At 72.6% G+C, this 25584-nt stretch carries 16 protein-coding genes and 2 pseudogenes; 7 read left to right on the forward strand and 11 right to left on the reverse strand.

Going from position 1 to position 25584, the window contains the following annotated elements:
- The first annotated feature begins 23 nt into the window (after positions 1 to 23).
- The 4 genes from ABTY62_RS12075 (at position 24) to ABTY62_RS12090 (ending at position 4586) form a co-directional block, all read left to right on the forward strand.
- Positions 24 to 533: a roadblock/LC7 domain-containing protein gene (locus tag ABTY62_RS12075; RefSeq protein ID WP_352129304.1), complete on the forward strand. Its 510-nt coding sequence runs from the start codon at positions 24 to 26 to the stop codon at positions 531 to 533.
- A 60-nt stretch (positions 534 to 593) separates the two neighbouring features.
- Positions 594 to 962 (forward strand): hypothetical protein, encoded by a 369-nt coding sequence (locus ABTY62_RS12080; RefSeq protein WP_352129305.1) that lies wholly within the window; start codon positions 594 to 596, stop codon positions 960 to 962.
- 99 nt (positions 963 to 1061) lie between these two features.
- Complete coding sequence (locus ABTY62_RS12085) at positions 1062 to 1925, forward strand: SCO6745 family protein (RefSeq protein ID WP_352129306.1); 864 nt, start codon at positions 1062 to 1064, stop codon at positions 1923 to 1925.
- Between the two features lie 261 nt (positions 1926 to 2186).
- Positions 2187 to 4586 carry a Tex family protein gene (locus ABTY62_RS12090; RefSeq protein ID WP_352129307.1) on the forward strand — a complete coding sequence of 800 codons (2400 nt, stop codon included), beginning with the start codon at positions 2187 to 2189 and terminating at the stop codon, positions 4584 to 4586.
- A gap of 73 nt (positions 4587 to 4659) precedes the next feature.
- On the opposite strand, the gene ABTY62_RS12095 is transcribed toward ABTY62_RS12090, so the two are convergent.
- Together ABTY62_RS12095 and ABTY62_RS12100 are read right to left on the reverse strand one after the other, a co-directional pair.
- Positions 4660 to 6297 (reverse strand): ABC-F family ATP-binding cassette domain-containing protein, encoded by a 1638-nt coding sequence (locus tag ABTY62_RS12095; protein WP_352129308.1) that lies wholly within the window; start codon positions 6295 to 6297, stop codon positions 4660 to 4662.
- A 230-nt stretch (positions 6298 to 6527) separates the two neighbouring features.
- Positions 6528 to 7517, reverse strand: a complete 990-nt coding sequence (locus tag ABTY62_RS12100) for an oxidoreductase (protein ID WP_352129309.1) — start codon at positions 7515 to 7517, stop codon at positions 6528 to 6530.
- Between the two features lie 65 nt (positions 7518 to 7582).
- Between ABTY62_RS12100 and ABTY62_RS12105 the strand changes: the two genes are divergently transcribed.
- Positions 7583 to 8545, forward strand: a complete 963-nt coding sequence (locus ABTY62_RS12105) for an FAD-dependent oxidoreductase (protein ID WP_352129310.1) — start codon at positions 7583 to 7585, stop codon at positions 8543 to 8545.
- Here the strand turns inward: ABTY62_RS12105 and ABTY62_RS12110 are convergent.
- The 4 genes and pseudogenes from ABTY62_RS12110 to ABTY62_RS12125 all read right to left on the reverse strand — a co-directional run.
- Positions 8532 to 9851, reverse strand: a complete 1320-nt coding sequence (locus ABTY62_RS12110) for a M14 family metallopeptidase (protein WP_502997444.1) — start codon at positions 9849 to 9851, stop codon at positions 8532 to 8534. The genes ABTY62_RS12105 and ABTY62_RS12110 overlap by 14 nt on opposite strands.
- Positions 9851 to 10120: pseudogene (locus tag ABTY62_RS12115) on the reverse strand (CocE/NonD family hydrolase C-terminal non-catalytic domain-containing protein); the annotation flags it as partial. The pseudogene ABTY62_RS12115 and the gene ABTY62_RS12110, both read right to left, overlap by 1 nt.
- Positions 10121 to 10188: 68 nt before the next feature.
- Entirely contained in the window at positions 10189 to 11472 is a 1284-nt protein-coding gene (locus tag ABTY62_RS12120) for an RNA-guided endonuclease InsQ/TnpB family protein (RefSeq protein ID WP_352129312.1), read from the reverse strand.
- A 65-nt stretch (positions 11473 to 11537) separates the two neighbouring features.
- Positions 11538 to 11879, reverse strand: a pseudogene (locus ABTY62_RS12125) (Xaa-Pro dipeptidyl-peptidase); the annotation flags it as partial.
- A 196-nt stretch (positions 11880 to 12075) separates the two neighbouring features.
- Here ABTY62_RS12125 and ABTY62_RS12130 point away from each other — a divergent pair.
- Entirely contained in the window at positions 12076 to 13572 is a 1497-nt protein-coding gene (locus tag ABTY62_RS12130) for a M1 family metallopeptidase (protein WP_352129313.1), read from the forward strand.
- 34 nt (positions 13573 to 13606) lie between these two features.
- Here the strand turns inward: ABTY62_RS12130 and ABTY62_RS12135 are convergent, their stop codons facing one another.
- The 3 genes from ABTY62_RS12135 to ABTY62_RS12145 form a co-directional block, all read right to left on the reverse strand.
- Positions 13607 to 15139: a type 1 periplasmic-binding domain-containing protein gene (locus ABTY62_RS12135; RefSeq protein ID WP_352129314.1), complete on the reverse strand. Its 1533-nt coding sequence runs from the start codon at positions 15137 to 15139 to the stop codon at positions 13607 to 13609.
- Positions 15136 to 17217, reverse strand: a complete 2082-nt coding sequence (locus tag ABTY62_RS12140) for a P-loop NTPase family protein (protein WP_352129315.1) — start codon at positions 17215 to 17217, stop codon at positions 15136 to 15138. Before ABTY62_RS12140 ends, ABTY62_RS12135 begins: the two co-directional genes overlap by 4 nt.
- An 80-nt stretch (positions 17218 to 17297) precedes the next feature.
- The gene (locus ABTY62_RS12145) at positions 17298 to 21092 is read right to left on the reverse strand and encodes a glycoside hydrolase family 2 TIM barrel-domain containing protein (protein ID WP_352129316.1); all 3795 of its coding nucleotides are present in this window, start codon (positions 21090 to 21092) and stop codon (positions 17298 to 17300) included.
- Between the two features lie 202 nt (positions 21093 to 21294).
- Between ABTY62_RS12145 and ABTY62_RS12150 the strand changes: the two genes are divergently transcribed.
- Entirely contained in the window at positions 21295 to 22074 is a 780-nt protein-coding gene (locus ABTY62_RS12150) for a MerR family transcriptional regulator (RefSeq protein WP_352129317.1), read from the forward strand.
- On the opposite strand, the gene ABTY62_RS12155 is transcribed toward ABTY62_RS12150, so the two are convergent.
- Positions 22064 to 24247, reverse strand: a complete 2184-nt coding sequence (locus ABTY62_RS12155) for a 3-hydroxyacyl-CoA dehydrogenase NAD-binding domain-containing protein (protein ID WP_352129318.1) — start codon at positions 24245 to 24247, stop codon at positions 22064 to 22066. The two genes, ABTY62_RS12150 and ABTY62_RS12155, sit on opposite strands and share 11 nt — an antisense overlap.
- A 75-nt stretch (positions 24248 to 24322) precedes the next feature.
- Positions 24323 to 25537, reverse strand: coding sequence for an acetyl-CoA C-acetyltransferase (locus ABTY62_RS12160; protein WP_352129319.1), 1215 nt, complete (start codon positions 25535 to 25537; stop codon positions 24323 to 24325).
- Between the last annotated feature and the right edge of the window lie 47 nt (positions 25538 to 25584).

A 25584-nucleotide genomic window follows, 5' to 3' on the forward strand; every position in this document is an offset into this window, starting at 1 on the left:
AGCGTGCCGAGAGGAGACAGCTCATGGCGGCCGAGGCCGAAATCCTCGACGAACTCCACCGGCTCCGGGCCCGCCTGCCGCAGCTGACCGGCGCCCTCGCGGCCAGCGTCGACGGCCTCGTGCTGGCGCAGGACACCCGGGGGGTGGAGCCGGAGGGAGTGGCCGCCCTCACCGCGGCCGCCCTGAGCATCTCCGTGCGGCTCGCCGACGCCACCGGGCAGGGCGACTTCCGCGAACTCCTCGTCCGCGGCGCCCACGGCTATGTGGCCAGCTACGCCGCCGGCCCGTCCGCCGTGCTGACCGTGCTCGCCGAGGGACAGGTGAACGTCGGCCGGCTGCACCTGGAGGGACGCCGCTCCAGCAGCCGCATCGGCGAGCTGGTGCAGGCCGCCATTCAGCTGCCCGAAGGCGCCCGCAGACAGCCGCCCGCCGCCACCGACACCGGCCTGCCCGTACGGCCCTCCTCCCCACCGGCCGGCGGCAGTCCGGCCCGGTCCCCGCGCCCGGCCACCGGGGAGGCCGCGACGGAGTAGACCGCACGCCACACCGCACAACAGTTCAACACCGGCCCGACAAAGGGAACGAGACCCGTCATGGCGAACACCGAAACAGCACTGAAGGAAGCGCTCGCGTCGATCGAGGGCGCGACGGGAGCCGCGCTCGTCGACTACACCAGCGGGATGGCGCTGGGCACGATCGGGGGCAGCAACACCTTCGACCTGAACGTGGCGGCCGCCGGCAACACCGACGTCATCCGCGCCAAGCTGCGCACCATGGAGCACCTCGGCCTCAAGGACGAAATCGAGGACATTCTCATCACCCTGGGCACCCAGTACCACCTGATACGGCTGCTCAAGAAGCAGAACGGTCTCTTCCTCTACCTCGTACTGGACTCCGGGCGCGCCAACCTCGCCATGGCCCGCCACCAGCTGAGGAAGATCGAAGCCGAACTGGAGATCTGAGCCCGGTCGGCACCACGACGCATGCCCGTGTTCCCGCCCCGCCTCCCGGGGCGGGAACGGGCCTGCACACCATCGCATACCCATAAGTAACATGCAGCCATGACCTCACTTCCCGAGCGTGCCGGGCGGCGCTGCCACGCCGTCGTCAACCCCTTCCATTCGACCGTCTACTTCCAGCGCGACATCGGGCGGGAGCTCGAGCGGCTGGGGGTCGAGGACCGGGGCGCCGACTACTTCGTCAGCCGTGCGGCGGCGTTCGGCCGCGTCGGAGCCGGAACCGTCACCGCGACCTTCTTCAACTTCAAGCACGACCTGGTCGCCCGGCACCTCCCCGCCGCCTGGGACGTGATCTCCCCCGAGGACGCGCTGGCGGCCCGGCTGCGCGCGGCCGACAGTGTGCTGCGGCGGCTGCTCGGCGACGACGCGGTCTCCTCGAAGGAGATGGCCGAGACCGCGGAGCTGGCGCTGCGCGCCACGGAGGCGTGTTCCCGCGCCGCCCGCCCCCTGTACGCCGCGCACGCCGACCTCCCCGTCCCCGACGCCCCGCACCTGGCCTTCTGGCACGCCGCCACGCTGCTGCGCGAGCACCGCGGCGACGGCCATCTGATGACGATCCTGGGCGCCGGGCTCGACCCCGTGGAGGCGCTGGCCAGCCATACGGCGAGCGGCAGGGGCATGTCCCCGGCGTGGATCCTGCGGTCGCGGGGCTGGTCGGCGGACGAGTGGGCGGCCGCGCAGGAGCGGCTGCGGGAGCGCGGACTGCTGGCCACCGACGGGGAGTTGACGCCAGCGGGCACGGAGCTGCGCAAGGCCCTGGAGGACGAGACGGACCGGCTGGACCGGGCCCCGTACGAGCACCTCGGGCCGGCGGGCGTGGCGCGGCTGAGGGAGCTGGCGGAGGCCTTCACCGGCGCCGTGATCGCGGCGGGCGGGTTCCCCGCGGACCTCATCGGGAAGCGCTGAGCGGTATCGGCGGGCGCTGAGCGGCATCGGCGGGCGCTGAGCGGCGCGGGTTTGGCGGTGGGCCGGCGGGATACCCGGTCACCGAGGACGATCGGCCGCCCCTCCAGGGCGCCCAACCGCGCGCCGCGCACGCCGGCGACAAGCCCGTGCCCCGCGCCGCGTACGGCGCCCGGCGGCGGCTGTCGGTCGGTCGCACCCGCCTCTGTCAGTGCCACCTGCCACAATGCAGATCGCAGCGCAGACAGAAAGCGGAGCGTGATCGTGACGACGTCCATCGAAGGCAGGATCGCCGAGGAGCTCGGCGTACGGGAGCGGCAGGTCAAGGCCGCCGTCGAGCTGCTCGACGGCGGCTCGACCGTGCCGTTCATCGCGCGCTATCGCAAGGAAGCGACCGAGATGCTCGACGACGCGCAGCTGCGCACCCTCGAGGAGCGGCTGCGCTATCTGCGGGAGCTCGAGGAGCGGCGCGCCGCGATCCTGGAGTCCGTCAGATCGCAGGGCAAGCTCGACGAGGCCCTGGAGGCGCAGATCCTCGCCGCGGACTCCAAGGCCCGGCTGGAGGACATCTACCTGCCCTTCAAGCCGAAGCGCCGCACCAAGGCGCAGATCGCGCGGGAGGCCGGTCTGGAGCCGCTGGCCGAAGGGCTGCTCGGCGATCCTTCCGTGGAGCCGTCGGCCGCCGCGGCCGCCTTCGTCGACGCGGAGAAGGGGGTCGCGGACCCCGCCGCCGCGCTGGAGGGCGCGCGGGCCATCCTCACCGAGCGGTTCAGCGAGGACGCGGACCTCATCGGCGAGCTCCGCGAGCGCATGTGGACGCGCGGGCGGGTGGCCACCAGGGTGCGGGACGGCAAGGAGGAGGCGGGCGCGAAGTTCGCCGACTACTTCGAGTTCGCCGAACCGTTCACCGAGCTGCCCTCACACCGGGTGCTGGCCATGTTCCGCGGCGAGAAGGAGGAGGTCCTCGACCTCACCCTGGAGCCGGAGGAGCCCTCCGAGGAGGCGGGCCCCACCTCGTACGAGCGCAGCATCGCGCACCGCTTCGGCATCGCCGACCGGGGCCGCCCCGCCGACAAGTGGCTGGCCGACACCGTGCGCTGGGCCTGGCGCACCCGGGTCCTGGTGCACCTCGGCATCGACCTGCGGCTGCGGCTGCGGCAGGCCGCGGAGGACGAGGCGGTGCGCGTCTTCGCCGCCAATCTGCGCGACCTCCTGCTCGCCGCCCCGGCCGGCACCCGCGCCACGATGGGCCTGGACCCGGGCTTCCGTACGGGGGTGAAGGTGGCCGTGGTCGACGCGACCGGGAAGGTGGCCGCGACCGACACGATCTACCCGCACGTCCCGCAGAACAAGTGGAACGAGTCCCTCGCCAAGCTGGAGCGGCTGGCGCGCGAGCACGACGTCGAGCTCATCGCGATCGGCAACGGCACGGCGTCCCGCGAGACCGACAAGCTCGCGGGCGAGCTGTGCGGCGCCCATGCGGAGCTGAAGCTCACCAAGGTGATGGTCTCCGAGGCCGGCGCCTCCGTGTACTCGGCCTCGGCTTTCGCCTCGCAGGAGCTGCCCGAGCTGGACGTCTCGCTGCGCGGCGCCGTGTCCATCGCGCGGCGGCTCCAGGACCCGCTCGCCGAGCTGGTCAAGATCGACCCGAAGTCGATCGGCGTCGGCCAGTACCAGCACGACCTGTCCGAGGTGAAGCTCTCCCGCTCGCTCGACGCGGTGGTCGAGGACTGTGTGAACGGCGTCGGGGTCGACGTCAACACCGCCTCGGCCCCGCTGCTCAGCCGGGTCTCCGGCATCGGCGGCGGGCTCGCGGAGAACATCGTCGCCCATCGCGACGCCCATGGCCCCTTCCACAGCCGCAAGGCCCTGAAGGACGTGCCCCGGCTCGGCCCCAAGGCGTACGAGCAGTGCGCGGGCTTCCTGCGCATCCGCGGCGGTGACGACCCGCTGGACGCCTCCAGCGTGCACCCCGAGGCCTACCCGGTGGTGCGGGCGATGGCCGGCTCGGCGGGCGACGAGGTCTCGTCGCTCATCGGCAACACGGCCGTGCTGCGCCGGCTCAAGCCCGCGGAGTTCGTGGACGACACCTTCGGGCTGCCCACGGTCACCGACATCCTCAAGGAGCTCGAGAAGCCCGGCCGCGACCCGCGGCCCGCGTTCAAGACCGCGACCTTCAAGGACGGCGTCGAGAAGATCGGCGATCTGGTTGCGGGGATGATTCTGGAGGGCGTCGTGACCAACGTCGCCGCGTTCGGGGCGTTCGTCGACGTCGGTGTGCACCAGGACGGCCTGGTGCACGTCTCCGCGATGTCGAAGACGTTCGTCAAGGACCCGCGGGATGTGGTGAAGCCCGGGGACATCGTGCGGGTGAAGGTCCTGGACGTGGACATCCCGCGCAAGCGGATCTCGCTGACGCTCCGGCTGGACGACGAGGCGGGCGCCGGTTCCGGCGGCGGCCGGGACCGTAACCGCGACCGCGACCGCTCCGAGCAGGACGCCCGCGGCCCGCGCGGCGGCGGCCGCCGCGGCGCCCCCCAGCAGCGCCAGGGCGGCGGCCGCGGTCAGCGTGGCGGGGCGGGCGGCCGCGACACGGCCCCGGTCAACGACGCGATGGCCGACGCGCTGCGGCGGGCGGGGTTGCTGGACCCCAAGAAGCGGTAGCGGATCCCCGGAGAGCCGACCCGGCGGGAGGGCGTTCCCGCCGGGTCGGGTCTCCCAGGTCAGGTCTCCCAGGTCAGCTCTCGGTCACCTTGCCGTCCGCGACCTCGAGGCGGCGGGTGGTGTGGACCGCGTCGAGCATCCGGCGGTCATGGGTGACCAGCAGAAGGGTGCCGGTGTACGACGCGAGCGCGGACTCGAGTTGTTCGATGGCGGGCAGGTCCAGGTGGTTGGTGGGCTCGTCCAGGACGAGCAGATTGACGCCGCGGGCCTGGAGCAGCGCGAGCGCCGCGCGGGTGCGCTCGCCCGGGGACAGGGTGGACGCGGGCCGCAGCACATGCTCGGCCTTGAGGCCGAACTTGGCCAGCAGCGTGCGTACCTCCGCCGGCTCCAGCTCCGGCACCGCCGCGCCGAAGGCGTCCAGCAGCGCCTCGCCGCCGAAGAACAGGGCGCGCGCCTGGTCGATCTCGCCGACCACCACTCCCGGCCCGAGCACCGCCGCCCCCTCGTCCAGCGGCAGCCGGCCGAGGAGCGCGGCCAGCATCGTGGACTTGCCGGAGCCGTTCGCTCCGGTGACCGCGACCCGGTCCGCCCAGTCGATCTGGAGGTCGACGGGGCCGAAGTGGAAGTCGCCGCGCCGCACCTGAGCGCCGCGCAGGGTCGCCACCACCGCGCCCGAGCGGGGCGCGGCGGCGATCTCCATCCGCAGCTCCCACTCCTTGCGCGGCTCCTCCACCGTCTCGAGCCGCTCGATCATCCTGTCGGTCTGGCGCGCCTTGGCGGCCTGCTTCTCGGTGGACTCCACCCGGGCGCTCCGCCCGACCTTGTCGTTGTCGGGGGCCTTGCGGCGGGCGTTCTTGACGCCCTTCTCCATCCAGGCGCGCTGGGTGCGGGCCCGTGCCTCCAGGGAGCCGCGGGTGTTCGCGTACTCCTCGTAGCGTTCGCGGGCGTGGCGGCGGGCGGTCTCCCGCTCCTCCAGGTAGGAGGTGTAGCCACCGCCGTAGAGGTTCACCTGCTGCTGGGCGAGGTCGAGTTCGAGGACCTTGTCGACCGTGCGGGCGAGAAACTCGCGGTCGTGGCTGACCAGGACGGTGCCGGCGCGCAGCCCTTGGACGAAGGTCTCCAGGCGCCGCAGCCCGTCGAGGTCGAGGTCGTTCGTCGGCTCGTCGAGCAGGAAGACGTCGTAGCGGCTCAGCAGGAGCGAGGCGAGCCCGGCGCGCGCCGCCTGCCCACCGGACAGGGCGGTCATGGGGCGGTCCAGGGAGATGTCGAGCCCCAGCGAGGCCGCGACCTCGTCCGCGCGCTCGTCGAGGTCGGCGGCGCCCAGCGCGAGCCAGCGCTCCAGGGCGATGGCGTATGCGTCGTCGGCGCCGGGCGCGCCGTCGACCAGCTCCTGGGTGGCGGTGTCGAGCGCGGTCTGGGCGGCGGCCACGCCGGTGCGGCGGGCCAGGAAGCCCCGTACGGTCTCGCCCGGCCGCCGCTCGGGCTCCTGCGGCAGATGGCCGACGGTCGCGTGCGGCGGGCTGAGCCGCACTGCGCCCTGCTCGGGGTCCGTCAGCCCGGCCAGCAGCCTCAGCAGTGTGGACTTCCCGGCGCCGTTGACACCGACGAGGCCGATCACCTCGCCGGGCGCCACGACCAGGTCGAGGCCGGAGAAGAGAGTACGGTCGCCGTGTCCCGCGGCGAGGTCCTTGGCTACGAGAGTGGCAGTCATCAGGGCGCCGATCCTAACCGGAGCGGTGTGCGGGTCCGGTGGGTGGTGCGCCTGCTGTTCGTGGGTGGTGCGGGGGCGGGGCCTCCGGGGCTGTCACCCTGGACCGCATATTTACGGCGCCGGTGCCCGGAAGCGCTGACTGGGCCGGAACTTCGCACCACAAATATGCGTAAGCGTCCAGGGCACCATCCCTGCACCCCCATCCCCTCCCGCCGTCTCGCGGCCACCCGTCACTGGGCCACCGGGGCGACCAGGACCGCGGTGGAGGTGCGGGCCACCACATAGGCCTCTCCCCGGATCGCCCGCGCGTCCAGGGGGATGCGGTGGGTGCCGGGCTCCAGCCAGCCGTTGAACAGGGGGTGGGTGCGCGGGCGGCCGAGCCGGTCCAGGCGGTGGGCGAGGAGCCCCACCCGGCACGGCGCGACGACCTCCAGCAGCGCCTCGGCGCCCTCGGCCGTGAGCCCGGCCAGCCGTTGGGGGGTGTGGTTGAGGGCCTGTTCGATGCGGGCTACGAGGAGGGGGACGATCGGGGCCGCGTCGGCGACGAAGACCGCGCCTGCGCCCGCCGCCGCGAAGGCGTCGCGCACGGCGGCGCGCTCCTCGGGGCCGACCGTGCGGCCGAAGGCCACCGCGTCGTATCCGCGCAGCTCGTCAGCGTGTGCTGAGGGCGCGTCCTGGGTGATCTCGGCGCCGATGCCGATGGTGCGCAGCGCGGCGGCGAGCTTGGCGAGGAGGGCGGCGCGCTGCCCCACGAGCAGCACCCGGCGGCCCGCCGGAGCCTCGTGTGCCAGCAGTTCGGCGCGGTACTGCTCGCCGCGGAAGCGGTAGGGGCCGAGGTCGGGGTAGCTGTCCGGGGTGTCGCCGGCCTGCCAGGCGAAGTCACGCCAGACGATGTCCGGGCCCTCGCGCTCGATGACCGCCGTGACCACGCCGCACTCCAGGTCCTCGCACTCGGGGCAGCCGTAGACGACGCGACGTCCCGCGGGCAGCGGCGGCTCGGTCTCGAGCAGCAGGCCGCGTACCCGGGTGGTGAAGACGGTGGGACCGAGGTCGGCGGCGAGCGGCGAGATGACGTCGAGGTCGGCGAGGCTGGACAGCAGGGGTTCGCCGCCGACGGTGAAGTCCAGGAAGTCGCGGTGCATCCGGTACGCGCCATGAGGCAGCACGCCGCCGGCGCGCATCGCCGGCGCCAGGCCGAAGGTCGCGTACTCGGAGGTCATGCGCCAAGTATTGCCCTATCGAGGCACCGCCACCGCTCAGCGCGCCCCGGCGATACGCTCGGGGCATGGCGAGCGATGCGATAGTCGTCGGGGGCGGGGTCATCGGTCTGACCAGCGCCATCGTGCTGGCCGAGAGCGGCCGTCGGGTAGCGGTGTGGAGCCGGGACCCGGTCGGGGCCACCACGTCGGCGGTGGCCGGCGGGCTGTGGTGGCCGTACCGCGTCGAGCCCGAGGAGAAGGTGGGCGCCTGGTCCCTGCGCACGCTCGGGGTGCTGACCGAGCTGGCCGGCCGGCCTGGGGAGACCGGCGTCCGGATGGTCGACGGGACGCTGGCGGGGATGCGCCTCGAGGATCTCGGTCCCTGGGCGGCCGAGGTGCCGGGGATGCGTGCGGCGCGGCGCGAGGAGCTGCCGGAGGGCTGGGGCCATGGGCTGCGGGTGCGCGTTCCGGTGGTCGACATGGCGACTTATCTCGGCTATCTGGGGCGGCGGCTGGAGGCGGCGGGCGGCACCGTCGAGCGGCGGGTCGTGGCCGATCTGGGCGAGGCTGCGCGGGAAGCGCCGGCTGTCGTCAACTGCACCGGGCTCGGGGCGCGCGAGCTGGTGTCCGATCGTGGCGTCGCACCGGTGCAGGGGCAGTTGGTGGTGGTGGAGAACGTGGGGTTCGATGAGTGGTTCGTGGCCGCCGACCCCGACTCGGCGGCGGACACGCTGTACGTGCTGCCGCAGCCGTACGGGCTGGTCCTCGGCGGCACCGCCCGGGAGGGGGTCTGGGATCTGACGCCGGATCCGGCGACGGCCGAGGCCATCGTGGCGCGCTGCGCCCTCGCGGTCGGGCCGCGGCTGGCGGACGCGCGCGTGATCGGGCACCGGGTGGGGCTGCGCCCGGCCCGGTCGCCGGTGCGGCTGGAGGCGGCGACCGTGCCGGGCGGCGGCCGCCTCGTGCACAACTACGGGCACGGTGGGGCGGGTGTGACCGTGTCCTGGGGGTGTGCGGAGGCGGCCGCCGGGCTGCTCAGCAGTTGTTGACGGGCTGTCCTTCGGTCAGGTGGTAGGTGGCGCGGGCGTCCAGGAGCAGTGGTACGAGTGAGCGCAGCGACTGGCGCAGCGGTACGAACGCGCCGTCCGCGCCGGGCCGTACCGTGACGCCGTGCAGGGCGAGTTCGTCCTTGACGTCCGCGTACTGTTCGGCGTTCAGCCGGTAGCCGCAGGGCGGGTCGGCCAGGACCTCGCCCGCCGGGTCGTTGTCGGCGCCGCCGAGGTGGACCGGGCCGCGGTCGGCGTAGCCGGCGAGCCGGGCGCGGGTGGTGGCGGCCTCGATGCGCCCTCGGCGCTGGTCCACGAAGGCGAAGGCCCCGTCGAGTGCGGCGAGTTGAGACCCTACGCGGCGTCGGTTGTTGACCGCCGGGTCGGCCTTTTCGGCGTCGGTGAGCGGGTCGACCCTGGTTTCGACGAGGAGGCCGACGGAGTGCTTGACCCCGGCGGTGTTGCGCAGGATGCGCTCCTGGCCGTCGCCCGCCACCTGCTTGACCGGATCGCCGGTCTGCGGGTCGGTCCAGATGCCGTAGACGCCGGTGTCGAAGCCCGCCCGCTCGGCGCTCGGCCGGACGTATGAGTCGGAGAGCGTGCGCGCCTCCTGGTGCACGGCGTCCGCGGTGTTGAGGTTGCGCGGCCACAGCGCCAGCAGGTCCTTCATGTAGTACGGGACGGTGGCCCCGTACTCGTGGAGGTCGTAGACGGTGTCGGGCCGCCGGTCGCGGAGGACGGCGGCCGTGGCGCGGGCCTCCGCGGTCTTGAGGGCGATGTGGTCGCGGTTGATGTCGACGCCCTGGGAGTTCTCACGGGTGTCGGCGGCGCGGCCGTCGGGGTTGGCGGTGGGGATGACGAGGACGGTGGTGTGTCTCAGGAAGCGTTTGGTCCGGGCGTCCTTGGTGTAGGCGAGGTCGCGGACGGTGGACAGACACGCCTCGCGGCCGGAGGGCTCGTCGCCGTGCTGGGAGCAGATGAGCAGGAGCGAGTTGGTGTTGGTGGGCGCGCCGATCCGTACCAGGCGCAGCGCGCGGCCCTGCTCGGTGGTGCCGATGCGGTCGACGGCGACGCTCGGGCTCGCGGCGTCGACCGCGGTGAGGAACCGTTCCTCCTCCGACTCGGTCGTCCAGCGGGCGCCGTGGCTCGCTTCGAAGCCGGTGCGGGGCTGGGTTCCGGCGTGTGCGGGCGCGGAGAAGAACGAGGTGGTCAGCAGTGCGACGGCGCTGATCGCCGCGGTGCGGATCAGGGGTGCGCGTGAGATCACGGAGCGGTGTCTCCTTGAGTGAGGGGGTCGGGCGTCTCTCATCAGGGCAGCCGTGGCTGCGGGCGTGGCTCGGCGACGCCCTTCAGTGTGGGCGCGGAGGTGGGGTCGGCCGGGGTGCCCGCGTCGGCCCGAGCCGGCGCCGGGGCGCCGCCGACCAGGGGCAGCCGGGCCTCGGTGCGGGCCAGGTCGATGACGGTGGGCGTGGTGTCAGCCGGTTCTATCAGGCCGGCGTCCGTGCCGGCGACGATCAGGGCCAGCCGGTGCCCGGCGGGGACGACGTGGTCGGTGGCGGCGAGGTTGGCCAGGACGGTGGCGTAGCCGCGAGGCACGAAGTAGTTGTCTTGAAGTGCTCTCCCGGATGAATCCGGAAGATTCCTGCCTACCTTGCGGTGGCGGGCTTGACGCGGCGTGCGCGCCTGACGACTGCCCTCCCGGCAGCCGGGACGAGCGCGAGGCCCATCCGATACAGATGCAAGACATTCCGGGCTCCGTTGTGGTCGGCGTTGCCCACCCAGCCGCAGTCGGGGTTCTTGCACACGAACACGGCCTGGGACTCCCGGCTGCCCGGAGTGGTGAACCCACACATCGAGCAGTGCTGGGAAGTGCCGGGGGCGGGGACCTTGTGCAGGGTGCCGCCATGGCGGGCGGTCTTGTATGTCAGCAGTCTGGCCGTGCGGCCCCACGCCTCCTGGCTGATGGCGCGGTTGAGGCCGGACTTCTGGGCGACGCTCTTTCCCGGCCGCTCCACGGTGCCCTTGGCGCTCTTGACCATGTTCGTGATGTTCAGGTCTTCCACCACGACCACGCTGTACTTCGCGGCGATGGCGGTGGTGGCCTTGTGCTGCCAGTCCAGGTGTCTGCGCTTGGCTCTCGCGCGGAGTTCTGCGATCTGGTCATAGGTGGCCCGCAGGCGGTGGGAGGTGCGCTCTCCCCGCTTGCGGAAGCCCTTGCGGTGCGCGGCCCGCCGCTCCAGCCGGCCCAGCTTGGCCTGTTCCGTCCCGGTCAGCCATGCGTGGTGGTCGTATGTCGTGCCGTCCGAGAGGGCGAGCGGCACGGTGACGCCCACGTCGATGCCGACTTCGGGGCCGGTGTGCGGTTCGGGTGCGGGTTCGAGGGTCTGGACGCGGAAGGCCATGTGCCAGCCGAGCGCGTCCTTGACCAGCCGGGCCCCGGTGATCCGGTTCTCGGTGTTGGCGTGCTTTCCCACGGGCAGGTCTTTGGTCCAGCGGAACCGGACCCGGCCGATCTTGGGGATGTTGACCATGCCCCAGCGGCGGTGCACCCGGGTGATGCACAGGTCCCGGCCCTGGGGGATGTCCACGGACAGCACCGTGCGGAAGCGGGCTTTGAACTCCGGGGCACCCGCGCGCCCTTCCCAGCAATTCTTCCATGCCTGGAAGTACGTCTTGAGCACGGCTTGGGCGGCCTGGGCGGGGAGTACGGCGAGCCAGTTGATCTCCTTGCGGGCCTGGCGGATCGCCGCGTCCGCCGCCGCGAGGGAACGCGTGTCCCTGGGCAGCATCGTCCACCAGTCGTGCAGCAGGTTCCACAAGGTTCGGGCCGCGTGCGCCTGACCGTCCATGAGCTGGACCTGTGCAGGTGTCAGCGCCAGCCGGGCGCGATGCCCGAACTGCCGCTTCCCGCATGCACGTTCCGTGGTCATGCGACTACACTATCATTGGGCTTGTGTCGCTGCGTCAGAATCCGAGTCCTGACTTACGCACCGGACCAGGCGTCTCGTCGCGTTACGTTGCCGCGTCCGCAGCAGGAGTAGTACGGGCTGGCGTCCATGATCACGGGGATTCGGCGGCCCTCCGCGGCGGGCTCGCCGGGCCGCACGATATCGACGGCGACCCGGTCGGTCTTCCCGTCCGAGTCGCCGTCAAGGCCGGTGTCCACCCATACGGATTCGCGAATTGCCTTGTCGTATGAGTAGACCGGTCTGCTCTCCCGCTCGGCGGCCTGGGCGGGAGATGTGCCGAGGGACGGTATGAGCGCCACGGTGAGAGCCGCCAGGGCGGCGGCCACGGGCGGCCTGAGCGCGGTCCGATGGAGGCGGGGCTTCCGCATTCGTAGCAGCACGGGCGGACCGTAGCGCGAGTCAACTCCTGTGCAGAAGAGGGCATTCGCAAGCGGCTCGCAAGCGGCAGCGGTCGCTGACGTCGGCCGGATGTCGATCGTGTGTCGCCGGGGTGATGGACAGGAGGGGGTCACGGCGAGTACCCAATGTCTCAGTGATCGTTCTCCCCGACGCGTTGGAGGACCCTTGCGTCACAGACTCACCGTCCCGAGCGCGGCCGCCGCCTGCCTGCTGCTGGCGGTCCCGGCCTCGGCGGCCGACGCCACCCCGGGCGCGCCCGGTATCGGGGACTCGTACTACCCCAGCTACGGCAACGGCGGGTACGACGTCTCCCACTACGACCTCCGGCTGAAGTACCGGCCGGCCACCGACCGTCTGGAGGGCACCGCGACCGTCCTGGCCACCGCCACCCAGGACCTGTCCCGCTTCAACCTCGACTTCGCGCTGGAGGTGAGCGAGGTGCTGGTGGGCGGCAGAAAGGCGGAGTTCGCGGCGACGGGCGACCACGAGCTGGAGATCACCCCGGCCGCCCCGCTCGACTCCGGCCGCCCCTTCACCGTGGTCGTGCGCTACCGCGGCACGCCCTCCAAGGTGCGGGTGAACGGGTTTACGGCCTGGCTGCGCACCCCGGACGGCGGGGTCGCGGCGAACGAGCCGGAGGCGGCGTGGTGGTGGTTCCCGAGCAATGACCACCCGCTCGACAAGGCCACCTACGACGTGTCGGTCGCGGTGCCCGACGGGTCACAGGCGATCAGCAACGGCACGCTGCAATCCACGAGTTCCCGGCTGGGCTGGACGCGCTACGCCTGGCGCTCCAGCAGGCCACAGGCCACCTATCTCGCCACGCTCGCGGTCGGCCGGTTCGACCTCACCACCGACACCACGGCGAGCGGCCTGCCGGTCGTCAACGCGTACAGCAAGGACCTGGGGGACAACGCGGGCGCGGCGCGCGCGAGCGTCGAACGGACGGCCGAGGTCGCGGGCTGGCTCAGCGGGGTCTTCGGCCCCTATCCCTTCGACGCGCTCGGCGGCTATGTGCCCAATGTGCCGACGGGGTACGCGCTGGAGACCCAGACCCGCCCGTTCTACAGCCCCCGCCAATTTGCGAACGGCTCGAACGTCTCGGTGGTGGTCCATGAGCTCGCCCACCAGTGGTACGGCGACAGCGTCTCGGTGAAGGACTGGCGCGACATCTGGGTCAACGAGGGCTTCGCGCGCTACGCGCAGTGGCTGTGGTCGGAGAAGGAGGGCGACGGCACGGCGCAGGAGCTCGCGGACTATGTGTACGCACAGCATCCGGCCGAGGACTCGTTCTGGACGGTGAAGCCGGGGGATCCGGGGCCGCAGAACCAGTTCCACGCGGCGGTGTACGACCGGGGGGCGATCGCGCTCCAGGCGCTGCGGAACGAGGTCGGCGACGAGGACTTCTTCGCGATCCTCAAGGGGTGGCCCACGGAGCGGCGCTACGGGAACGGGTCGGTGCGGGACTTCGAGGCCTACGCCGAGAAGGTCTCCGGCCGGCCGCTCGGGGCCGTCTTCGACACCTGGCTGTTCACCGCGTCCAAGCCGGCGGCGCCGGCCGCACGGGCCACCGGCGTCGGCGCGAAGGCGACCGCGGCACGGCCGAAGTCCTGGCGCGCCATCCACGCGACGGACACGGTCCACGGGCACCCGGCCCGCTGACCCTCCCCGTCGAGGGCGGCCGCCCCCGGGGCGGCTATGGCGAGACCGTGCCGCGGTACACGTAGTGGCCGCTCTCGGCGGGGCTCAGTTCCACCAGGGCCATCGGTTTGCGCTTCGGGTTCCCCCGCTCGTCGAAGGCGATCCGGCCGCTGAGGCCGGGCAGCTCGGAGCGCTTGCCGACCTGGAGCAGCATGTTGCGCACCCCGGCCGCGTCCACCGCGGCCTCGCCCTGCGGGCCCGCGGCCAGCCGGCTCGCCTTGCCCAGGCAGAGCACCGCGTCGTGGCCCATCATCGCCTGGCCGTTCTGAAGCTCCTGGTCGCCGCCGAAGCGGGCGTCGTGGTAGGCGTCCCGGAAGGCGCGGAAGGGGTTGCCGTCGCGGGGGTAGATCCTGGCCGTGGCGTCGGGGTGGGCGTAGGCGGTGTAGAGGACCTTGATGCCGCTGTGCTTCCACCGGGTGAGGACGTCACCGGCGACGGCGAGCGAGCCCTTCGCCTGGGGGTCGAAGAAGACGCCGACCGCGCTGGAGCCGGAGACCACGGTGAGCTCGCAGCTGCGGCCGGGCGCCGTGAGGGCCTGGAGGAAGAGCTTGAGCTCCCGTCCGCGCCCGGCGAAGTAGACGGCCTTGACCGGACGCTCCGGACGGCAGACGGTGTCGGCGATCGCGGCGAGGGCGGTGGCGGTCGAGGAGCTGCCGGAGACAAAGGACTGTCCCTCCGCGGTCTCCAGCTTCAGCCCGTGGGCGCGCCGCGCCCGGTCGAAGTCCTGGTCGAGGGACTCGTTGTACGAGTCGTCGTGCTTGATGTCCTTCACGACCTCGACCCGGAACCGCGGATCTGCGTCCTGGCGGCCCTTCAGATACTTGGCGGCGATGGCGGTCTGGTCCCGGTTGGGCGAGGACACCCGGAAGAACACCGGCTTCTCGGCGGACAGCCGGTCGGCCGCGACCGTCGCGCCGACCATCGGGATCTCCGCCTCGCGCAGGGCGTCCACGGCGGATTTCGTGGTCTCCAGGCTCTGTCCGAAGCCCGCGACCCCCACCAGCCGCTCGTCCCCGGACATCGTGGTCAGCTGCTCCACCAGCGGTTTCCACTGCTCGCCGCCCTGCCCGCTGTTGGCGAGCAGCAGCTTGATCTGCGGGGTGCGGCCGTGGCCGCTGTCGGGGTCGTTGAGTTCGCGCTGCGCCAGATACGCGCCCTCGATGGCCTGCCTGACCACCTCCGGTCCGCGGTCGTTCGCGCGGGGGCCGCCCTCACTGCGCGTCATGGGCTCGGTGTAGGCGACCGCGACCCAGGGGTCGCCCGACTTCTCCACCCTGCGGTTCTCGGCGCGGATCTTCTCGCTGACCTTCTTGAGCTCGGGGCTGAAGACATACGAGCCGTCGGTCACCCCGACGCACTCCTGCCCCGGCCCCCGCTTCCAGACCCCCTCGGCGCAGCGCTCGGGCCCGTCGTCCCCGAGCCACCACACGCCCGCCAGGACGAGGCAGGCGACGACGGCCAGCGTCACCGCGGCCCACAGGCCCCGCCGGGACGGGGGTCTCGGTGGCACGTACACCCTGTCGCTCACCACGGTTTCCCCTCGTACTGCGCCGCCTTCGCCAGCAGCGTCCGGTCCCAGCTCACGCTCTCGGTGTGGGTGGTGAGCGTCCTGAAGCGGGCGGCGATCTCGCCGTAGAGCTCGGCGTACAGATCGCCGAGGGGGTCGCGATAGGGGTCCCCGACCCGGTCGGTGGCGGGCGAGGGCGGTGGCTCGGGGCCGATCCAGCTGGCCGCCAGCAGGCGGGTGACGGTCCGCAGCCGGCTCTCGACCTCGCCCTCGTTGAGGAATTCGACCAGCGCCTCGTAGCGCTCCCAGGGCTGGCGGTGGGGGGCGTCGGGGCCCACCGGGCGCAGCGGTGCCCGGCGCAGCCGGCACAGCTCGGCGCACCAGTCCTCGGCGGCGATCCGGCCGAAGCGCTCGTTCAGATAGGCGGCCGCGGCGGGCAGATCGCCCAGGGCGAGGGCGTGATACGCGGCCAGGCCGGGCTTGTCCGCCTCCTCGGCGCGGGCGCGCAGCGCGGTGTGGGTCGCCTCCCAGCCGTCGGCGCCGGATTCGCCGGGCGCGGCAGGGGCCGACGCGGCCAGCTTGCGCAGCAGCAACAGCCGCAGCAACGGGTGCAGGGTCTCGGTCCGCCCGTCGGCTGCCCGGTCGCCGGTGTCGATGTGCATCGTGCAGAGCACGTCCGCGCAGAAGTCGTCGAACTCCTTCTGCGCCGCCGCGTTGGCCTCGCCCCACAGCTGTCCGGCCACGCCCGCGTGGGCGAGGTCGACGGAGGCGGCGGCGCGGGTGAGCGCCCGGACCAGCTCCCTGCTCGCGTCGATCGGCAGCAGCCGGTCCAGCAGGCCGTCGACCAGCGCGTCGGACGGGTCGAGGACGCGCCGCAGCCGCTCCTCCCAGTCCATGGTGTCGCCGCGGCCGAGCAGCGCCTCCAGCACCGCGGCGGTGGCGGCGGGCTGGCCCCGCGTCAGCTCGTAGACCGCCCAGCCGAGCCATTTGACGCCGCTGTCGGCCCTCGGGGCCCGTAAGTCGCGCCCGGCCGCGCTCAGCACCTCCTTCGCCTGGCGTTCCACCTCCAGCCGGCGCAGATCGCGCAGCTGTCCGACGCACAGGCCCCTGGCGACCTGGGCCGGCCGGAACTCCTCGCCTTCCCAGCGGCCCGGGTAGGCGCCGGGCTGCGGCGCCCCGCCCCAGGCGTGGTCCTCGAAGACCCGCGGATAGCTGCCCGCGGCGGCCATGACGACCAGCGGGTCCGGGGCGTCGGCCTCCCGGCGCGCCTCCAGGAGGAGTTCGAGGAAGTCGCTGCCGAGAGGGGAGTCGACATTGTCGAGCAGCACCAGACAGCGCGAGGTGCGCCGACGGTCGCCGCTCCGGGTCCCGTAGGCGCGGCGCAGGTCGTCCAGGAACGCCGCGAAGAGCACCGCCTCGGCCCGCTTGCGCTCCTCGTCCTCACCGGCGCCGTAGCGCCGGTTGAGCTCGATCAGGAAGGTGTCGTACGGCTGCTGCGGCGCGGTGCTGCGGATCCGCCGGAGCCGCAGGCGGGTGCGCAGCCGGCCCCAGCCGCGCTGCCACTCGGGCAGCAGCGGCAGGGCGGCGCCGGCCAGCCCGGGCGCGCCGGCCATCCCGGCCACCGCGTCCGCCAGCCGGCCCAGCACCTCCAGGCGGCGGCTGTCCGGGCCGGCCAGCGCGTCCGCCATGTCGCGCACGGCGGTGTCCCGGTCGATCCCGTCCACCTGGGCGGCCACGGCCATGACCAGGAGGCCGAACGAGGGGAAGGTCAGCCGGGGGAAGTCCGCCTTCCGCGCGTTGAGCCGGAAGACCAGACCGGTCAGCGCGTCGATGGGCTTGCCGCCCTTCTGGCCGAGGTCGGCCAGGTCGAGGCGGGCGACGGGCGCGCGCTGGGCCCACCGCTCCAGGTGGCGCAGGAGGGTGGTCTTGCCGCTGCCGCGCGGGCCGAGCAGCAGGGTGGCGTCGAACTGCGGGCCGGGGGCGCGGGCCCGGCCGAGGCCGGACCCGCGCCCTCCGTCACTCTCGCGTCTCAGCCGCGCTTCGGCATAGGCCTCCACGGCCCGGTCCCGCTCGGACTCCCCCGCCCACTGGCGGCGCATGGCACTCCCCCGTCCCCCCGGCGCCGGGTCTTTCGCGCTGTTGTCTACAAAACAGTCGAACGGACGGAGGCACAAGACGCTCATTCGTTCGAGATGTCCTCCTTGCCGGTGAGCGGGCGCAGGGTCAGGGTGTAGTCGTACGGTTGGTCGGCCTTGACCCGGTATTGCTCGCGGACCGGGTTCGGGGTGTCGCCCACTCCGGTGACCGCGTGGTCGGCGTGCAGGGTGTTCCAGCCCGGGTTGCGCTTGAGGAAGTGCGGGTAGGCGGCGCGGTCGAGCTCGTCGTACGCGGTGGCTCCGGCCTCCAGGTCGCCGGAGACCAGCAGCCCGCGGCCGCCGCCGTCGGTGAGCGAGGCCCAGCGCACATCGTCGTGGTTGCCGTGGTCCTGGGGCTTGAGGTATTCGACGTACTGGTCCTCGACCGGGCTGGACCACACGCCCATGGGGGTTCCGTCCTTGCGGTCGTTGACGTTCTCCACGGGCCCGCGGCCGTACCACCGGAAGGTGTCGTACCGCTCGGGCACCCGCAGTTTCAGGCCGATGCGCGGCAGATACGACAGCGTGCGGAACTCACCGCGCGCCTCGACCCGGTGCCGGACGCCGACCTGGCCCGCGCCGTCGACCCGGTAGTCGACGGTCTGCTCGAAGGACGCCCCGGTCACATCGGGCGCGGCGGCGGTGGAGCGGACGGTCACGGTGACCGTGCCGTCCTCCGCGGGGGTCACGTCCACCCCGTCCACGGTGGTGCGCAGCCGGTCGAGCCCGAGGGCCCGCCACCGCTTGCCCTCGGCGGTGCCCCAGTCGGAGCGCTCGTTGCTGATCGGGGCGCGCCAGGCGTCCAGTTCGGGGCCGGAGCGCAGCAGCTCGCGGCCGCCGACGCGCATGGAGGTGAGGGTGCCGTCCTTCTTGCCGAAGGTGTAGCGGAAGCCCTCGCCGGTCACCTCGACGCTCTCGCCGCGGTCGTCGGCGGTGGCCGGGCGGGCGGCGGTGGCGGGCGCGGCCGGCTCCGGCACCTTGTCGCCGCCGACCGCGAACTGGCCGAACGACACGACGTGCCCGGCCTTCGCCCAGTCGGTGTCCCGCGCGGTGACGGCCTGGACGGTGAGATACCGCTCGTAGCCGCCGGGGTTGGCGGGCGGGGCGGGCAGCTGGACGTCGGCGCTCTCGCCGGGGCCGACGTCCAGCGCGCGGGCCCCGCTCGCCACGGTCTTCGCGCCCTGGGTGACCGTCCAGCGCAGCCTGAGGTCGGAGGTGCCGGTGAAGGCGCGCTCGCTGGTGACCTTCACCTGGCCGGAGCGGGGATCGGTGCCGGAGGGGGCGGTGATCCGGATGGGCGCCTGGACCCAGGCGAGCTGGGCGGTCTCGGGCTCCGGGTCGCGGTCGGCGGTGACCAGTCCGTCCACGCCGGACTCGTACAGGCCGTAGGAGAGGTAGCTGCCCTTGCGGGTGAAGTCGTCGAAGTCCAGGGCGATCAGCGCCTCGCCCTTGGGGTCCTCGTCCGCGGCGAGCTGCCCGGCGGTGAGCGCCGTCCCGTAGACGCGGACCTGGTCGACGGTGCCCTTGGCGGTCCGTCCGGCGTAGCCGTCCTCCATGGTGTCGGTGTTGCGGCCGACGCCGAGGTCGAAGCCGGTGTAGTCGATGCGGCCGGTCCAGGGGGTGTCGGCGAGGGGCTCGCCGTCCACGTAGAGGGTCAGCCTGCTGCCGTCGTAGGTGCCGGTGACGCGGTGCCAGGCGCCGGTCCAGCCGTCGGGGACGGGGGCGGTGACGGTGCGCGGTTTGCCCTCACTGGTGAGGGTGAACTCGAGGGTGTTCGCGTCCTTCATCCGCAGGACGTACTGGTCCCCCTTGCTCACGATCGTGAAGTCGCCGGTCCAGGTGTCGGCGGGCTCGACCTGGGCGTCGAGGGTGACGGAGGTGCCGGTGAGGTCGAGCTTCGGGTCGCGGTAGACCTCCACGAAGTCGTCCAGGCCGGACAGCCGGAGCGCCTTGCCCCGCTTGCCCGGGACGACCTCGGGCCGGCCGGACAGGCTCGCGGCGATGCGGTTGCCGGAGGAGTCGGGGGTGGTGATCAGCGGGCGGCGGATGTTCTGCTCGGCCCAGTCCCAGATGAAGCCGCCCTGGGCGTTCGGGTAGGCGCGCATGACCTCCCAGAACTCCCGGAAGTTGCCCAGGCTGTTGCCCATGGCGTGGGCGTACTCGCCCATCACGATGGGCTTGGTGAACGTCTTGGCCTTGCTCTCCAGGGAGGCCGGGGTCGGATAGCGGGGTCCGGCGATGTCGGCGAACGGCGCGTCGCCGTCCGGCCGGTTGGACTGGTGGTAGAGCGGCCGGGTGGGCTCCTGCCGCCGGGTCCACTCCGCCATGGTGTAGTGCGCCTTGCCGAGCCCGGCCTCGTTGCCGGTGTCCCACATGATGACGCTGGGGTGGTTCTTGTCGCGCTCGACCATGCCCTGGTGGCGGTCGAGGAACGCCTTCTGCCACTCGGGCTTCTCGGCCAGGCAGTTGTTGGGGCAGTTCTCGTGGCTGTGGGTCTCCACCTCCATCTCGTCGTCGATGAGGATGCCCTCACGGTCGGCGAGCTCGTAGAGGTAGGGGTCCGAGGGGTAGTGGGAGGTGCGGATCGCGTTGACGTTCAGCCGCTTCATCAGCCGGATGTCCTGCTCCATGCGGGCGCGGGTGGCGTGCCGCCCGGTGGCCGGGTCGGTCTCGGCCCGGTTGACGCCGCGGATCAGGATGCGCTTGCCGTTCAGCTTGAGCTGCTTGTCCTTGACCTCGACCTCGCGGAATCCGACCTTCTGGCCGACGGTCTGCACCGCCTTCCCGGCCGGGTCGCGCAGGGTCAGCTCCAGCCGGTAGAGGTTCGGCGCCTCGTCCGACCACTTGGCGGGGTCGCTGACGCGCGCGGTCAGCTCGGCCCTGCCGTCGCTCTCCTCGGCGGTCAGCCGCCGCACCTCGCGGCCCTTGGGGTCGTAGAGGACGCCGGTGACCCGGTGCGGGCCGCCATTCCCGGGGTTCTCGGCGCGCGCGATGTCGACCTCGGCCCGCAGGGTGGCGTCGCGGTAGTCGTCGTCGAGGTCGGTGGTGAGGTACGCGTCCTCCATGCGGGTCCTGGGCGTGGAGTACAGCGTGACGGAGCGGAAGATGCCCGCGTACCGCCACTGGTCGTAGTCCTCGAGGTACGAACCGGCGCTCCAGCGGTGCACCTGGACGGCCACGCGGTTGGTGCCCGGGCGCAGATAGTCGGTCACGTCGAACTCGGCGGGCACATAGCCGCCCTGGTCGTAGCCGACGTACCGGCCGTTGATCCACAGGAACCAGCCCGAGGTCACCCCGTCGAACCGGATCACCTGACGGCGGCCGTCCCAGCTCGCCGGCACCTGGATGTCCCGGAGGTACGCCCCGGTGGGGTTGACGTCGCGGGGGACCTTCGGCGGGGCGTCGGGGACCATCTCGCTCTGGACGTTCCGGAAGAGCGGGTGGTCGAGGTCGTCGGTCTGCCAGGTGTGCGGGACCTGGACGCGCTTCCAGGCGGTGGCGGACGCGCTGTAGTCCTGCTTCCAGAAGCCCTGCGGCGCGTCCTCGGGCCGGTCCGCGATCGCGAACCGCCAGGTGCCGTCCAGGCTGCGCTCCCACTTCTCGCGGTCCGGACCGTCCGGCCGCAGCAGGGTGTGCGGCGGCTCCTGCCCCTCGCCGGTCATCTCCGGGTCCTCGAGGTAGGTGTGCACATCGGCCGGGAACTTGCCCGCGTCCGCCGCCCTGCCCAGGGCCGTGTCCGCCGCGGTGAGGCTCAGCCCCGCGGCCGTGGCCATCGCCAGCACCGCGCCGAGCAGCCTTCTGAAGCCGCGTCTGTTGTGTTTGCTGTGCCCAGTGCTCACTCCGACCCCACTTCACAGATTCGGAAGAAAACCAACACAGTTGAACAGCACCGCACGCTATGCAGTGACTCCTGCGGCGTCAACAGGGGCGGGGAACGGGGGTCGACAGAGGGAGGGCTTCACACCGATGGTGAGACAGCAATACTGGAACACCCGACCGATGAGCCGATCGTGCGGCAGAGCGGAGAGCGAGGCACGGCGCATGGCGACCACCGACACGGCCATCACCGACACCGAGGAACCGGCGCTCACCGTCGACGAGTTGGCGGCCCGCGCCGGGGTGACGGTCCGCACGGTGCGCTTCTACGGCACCCGCGGGCTGCTGCCGCCGCCGGTGATCGGCCCGCGCCGCGTCGGCCACTACGGCCCCGAACACCTCTCCCGTCTCGCCCTGATCGAGGAGCTCCAGCGCCACGGCATGACCCTGTCCGCCATCGAGCGCTATCTGCGGCAGCTGCCGCCCGGCCTCAGCGCGGACGACCTGGCCATCCACCGCGCGCTGGTGGCCTCCTGGGCGCCCGACGCGCCGGAGGAGGCGACGCGGGAGCAGCTGGCGCGGCGGGCCGGGCGACCGCTGTCGGAGGAGGACATCGACCGGCTGGCCGCGCTGAACGTGCTGGAGCGCACCGAGGACCCGGACGTTCTGCGCATCGACCCCGGCGTGCTGCACCTGGGCATGCGGCTGCTGGAGGTGCCGATCGCGCTGGAGACCATCCTGGCGGCCCATACGGTCGTCCTGGAACACACCCGGTCCGCGGCGCGCGAGCTGAGCAGGCTCTTCCGCGACGAGGTGTGGGGGCCGGACCACGAGGGCGGGTCCGGCCCGTCCGGGCCCGAACGGGTCAGGGCCAAGAAGTCGCTGTCGGCACATATGCAGCCGCTGGTGGTGCAGGCGCTGGTGATCGCCTTCCAGCGGTCGATGAAGAGCGAGCTGCGCGGCTGGTACGGGCAGGAGGACCCGGAGGCCCCTGTCAGTCCGTGAACGTCTCGCCCTTCGACGCCTTGTCCAGCAGCAGCTCCGGGGGCGCGAAGCGGTCGCCGTACCGGGTCTGGAGCTCGCGGGCGCGCGCCACGAAGCCGGTCAGCCCGCCCTCGTAGCCGTTGATGTACTGGAGCACACCGCCGGTCCAGCCGGGGAAGCCGATGCCGAGGATGGAGCCGATGTTCGCGTCGGCGACGGAGGCCAGCACGCCCTCCTCCAGGAGCCGGACCGTGTCGAGCGCCTCGGAGAAGAGCATCCGCTCCTTCATGTCCTCGAACGGCACGGCGACGTCCGGCTTGGTGAAGTGCTCGCGCAGGCCGGGCCACAGCCCCGCCCGACGGCCGGTCGCCTCGTCGTACGCGTAGAACCCGGCGCCCCCGGAGCGGCCCGGGCGCCCGAACTCGTCGACCATCCGGTCGATGACCGCGTCGGCGGGGTGGGGCCGCCAGGTGCCGCCCGCCTCCTCCACGGCCCGCCGCGTCTCCTCGCGGATCTTGCGCGGCAGGGTCAGGGTCAGCTCGTCCATCAGCGCCAGCACCTTGGCGGGGTAGCCGGCCTGGGCGGCGGCCTGCTCGACGGACGCGGGCTCGACGCCCTCTCCCACCAGCGCCACGCCCTCGTTCATGAACTGGCTGATGACGCGCGAGGTGAAGAAGCCGCGCGAGTCGTTGACCACGATCGGGGTCTTGCGGATCTGCCGCACCAGGTCGAAGGCGCGGGCCAGGGCCTCGTCGCCGGTCCGCTCGCCCTTGATGATCTCCACCAGCGGCATCTTGTCGACGGGCGAGAAGAAGTGCAGCCCGATGAAGTCGCCGGGGCGCTGGACGCCCTCCGCGAGCAGGGTGATGGGGAGGGTGGAGGTGTTGGAGCAGAGCACCGCGTCGGGGGCGACGATGCCCTCGATCTCCTGGAAGACCTTGTGCTTGAGCGCCGGGTCCTCGAAGACCGCCTCGATCACCGCGTCACAGCCGGCGAGATCGCCGGGGTCGGCGGTGGGGGTGATGCGGGCGAGCAGCTCGTCCCGCTGGGCCTCGGTCGTACGGCCCTTGGCGAGGGCCTTGGCGAGGAGCCCCTCGGAATAGGCCTTGCCCTTGGCGGCGGCCTCGGCCGAGACGTCCTTCAGGACGACGTCGATACCGGCCTTGGCGCAGGAGTAGGCGATGCCCGCGCCCATCATCCCGGCGCCCAGGACGCCCACCTTGCGGACCTGGCGCGGCGCGATGCCGTCGGGCCGGCTGGCGCCGGAGTTGACCGCCTGTAGATCGAAGAAGAACGCCTGGATCATGTTCTTGGCGGTCTGGCCGGTGACCAGGTCCACGAAGTAGCGGGCCTCGATGATCTGCGCGGTCTCGAAGTCGACCTGGGCCCCCTCGACGGCGGCGGCCAGGATGTTGCGGGGCGCCGGGTAGGGGGCGCCGCCCAGCTGCTTCCTGAGGTTGGCGGGGTAGGCGGGCAGTTCGGCGGCGAATTTCGGGTGCGCGGGGGTGCCGCCGGGGATCTTGTAGCCCTTGACGTCCCAGGGCTGCTGGGATTCGGGGTGCGCGTCGATGAAGGCACGGGCCTTGGCCAGCATGTCCTCCGGGGAGTCCGCGACCTCGTGCACCAGGCCCGCCTCCAGCGCCCGCCGCGGGGCGTACTGCCGGCCCTCGAGCAGGACCGTCAGCAGCGCGTCGGCGACGCCGAGGAGCCTGACCGTACGGGCGACGCCGCCGCCGGCCGGCAGCAGGCCCAGGGTGACCTCGGGACAGCCGATCTTGGAGCCGGGGGCGTCGAGGGCGACGCGGTGGTGGCAGGCCAGGGCGATCTCGAAGCCGCCGCCGAGGGCGGCGCCGTTGATCGCGGCGACCACGGGCCTGCCGAGGGTCTCGATGCGGCGCAGGCCGCGCTTGACCTCCATGCTGGTGTCGTACGCCCGCTGGGCGTCGCCCGGCCCGATCTTGATCATGTCCTTGAGGTCGCCGCCCGCGAAGAAGGTCTTCTTGGCGGAGGTGATGACGACGCCGCGGATCGAGTCCCGCTCGGCCTCCAGGCGGTCGGCGACCGCGGTGAGGGAGGCGATGAACGCGGCGTTCATGGTGTTGGCGGACTGGGCGGGGTCGTCCAGCACGAGGGTCACGATGCCGTCGTCGCCGCGCTCCCAGCGGATGGCGGTCGCGGCGGTGGGGGTGCTCATGGTTCTTGGCTCCCTGGGAAGTCGTGGAGGCGGTGCGGGTGGGCCCGGGCGCTGCGGCCCGGCCGAGGCCGTGTCCTAGACGCGTTCGACCACTGTCGCGATGCCCATGCCGCCGCCGACGCACAGCGTGACCAGCCCGTAGCGCTGCCCGCGCCGCTCCAGTTCGTCGACGAGCGTGCCCAGGATCATCGCCCCGGTGGCGCCGAGCGGATGCCCCATGGCGATCGCCCCTCCGTTGACGTTGATCCTGTCCATGTCGATGCCCATCTCCCGGGCGAAGCGCAGCACGACGGCCGCGAAGGCCTCGTTGATCTCGACCAGGTCGATGTCGTCGATCGTCAGCCCGGCCTTGGCGAGGGCCTTGCGGGTGGCGGGCGCGGGGCCGGTCAGCATGATGGTCGGGTCGGCGCCGGAGACGGCGGCGGAGACGATACGGGCGCGGGGCGTGAGGCCGTAGCGCTCACCGACCTCGGCGCTGCCGATGGCGACGAGCGCCGCGCCGTCCACGATCCCGGAGGAGTTTCCGGCGTGGTGGACGTGGTCGATGGCCTCGATCCAGTGGTACTTCTGGAGCGCCACGGCGTCGAACCCGCCCGCGGCGCCGATGGTGGCGAAGGACGGCTTCAGCCCGGCCAGGGACTCGGGCGTCGTCCCCGGGCGGATGTGCTCGTCGCGGTCGAGGACCGGGAGGCCCGCGCGGTCGAGGACCGGGACGATCGAGCGGTCGAAGCGGCCCTCCTTCCACGCCTGAACGGCGCGCTCCTGGGAGAGCGAGGCGAACGAGTCGACGTCATGGCGGGAGAAGCCCTCGATGGTGGCGATGAGGTCCGCGCCGACGCCCTGCGGGATGAAGCCGGTCTCGTAGTTGGTCATCGGATCGGCGAACCAGGCCCCGCCGTCGGAGCCCATCTTGACCCGCGACATCGACTCGACGCCGCCCGCCAGCACCAGGTCCTCCCAGCCCGAGCGGACCTTGGCCGCCGCCAGATTGACGGCTTCGAGGCCCGAGGCACAGAAGCGGTTCTCCTGGACGCCCGCGACCGTCTCGGGGAGCCCGGCCGCGATGGCCGCGACCTTCGCGATGTCGGAGCCCTGGTCCCCGAGAGGGCTGACGACTCCGAGCACCACGTCGTCGATCGCCGCCGGGTCGAGGCCGGGCAGCCGCCGGCGCAGCTCGTGGATGAGGCCGACGACGAGGTCCACCGGCTTGGTGCCGTGCAGGGCCCCGTCGGCCTTGCCGCGCCCGCGCGGGGTGCGGATGGCCTCGTATACATACGCTTCGGTGCTCACGTCAGCAGCCTTTCGGGAGGTTCGGACGGGGCGGGAGGCACGGCACG

It is taken from the genome of Streptomyces sp. NPDC097640, from assembly GCF_040302705.1.
Taxonomy (GTDB): domain Bacteria; phylum Actinomycetota; class Actinomycetes; order Streptomycetales; family Streptomycetaceae; genus Streptomyces.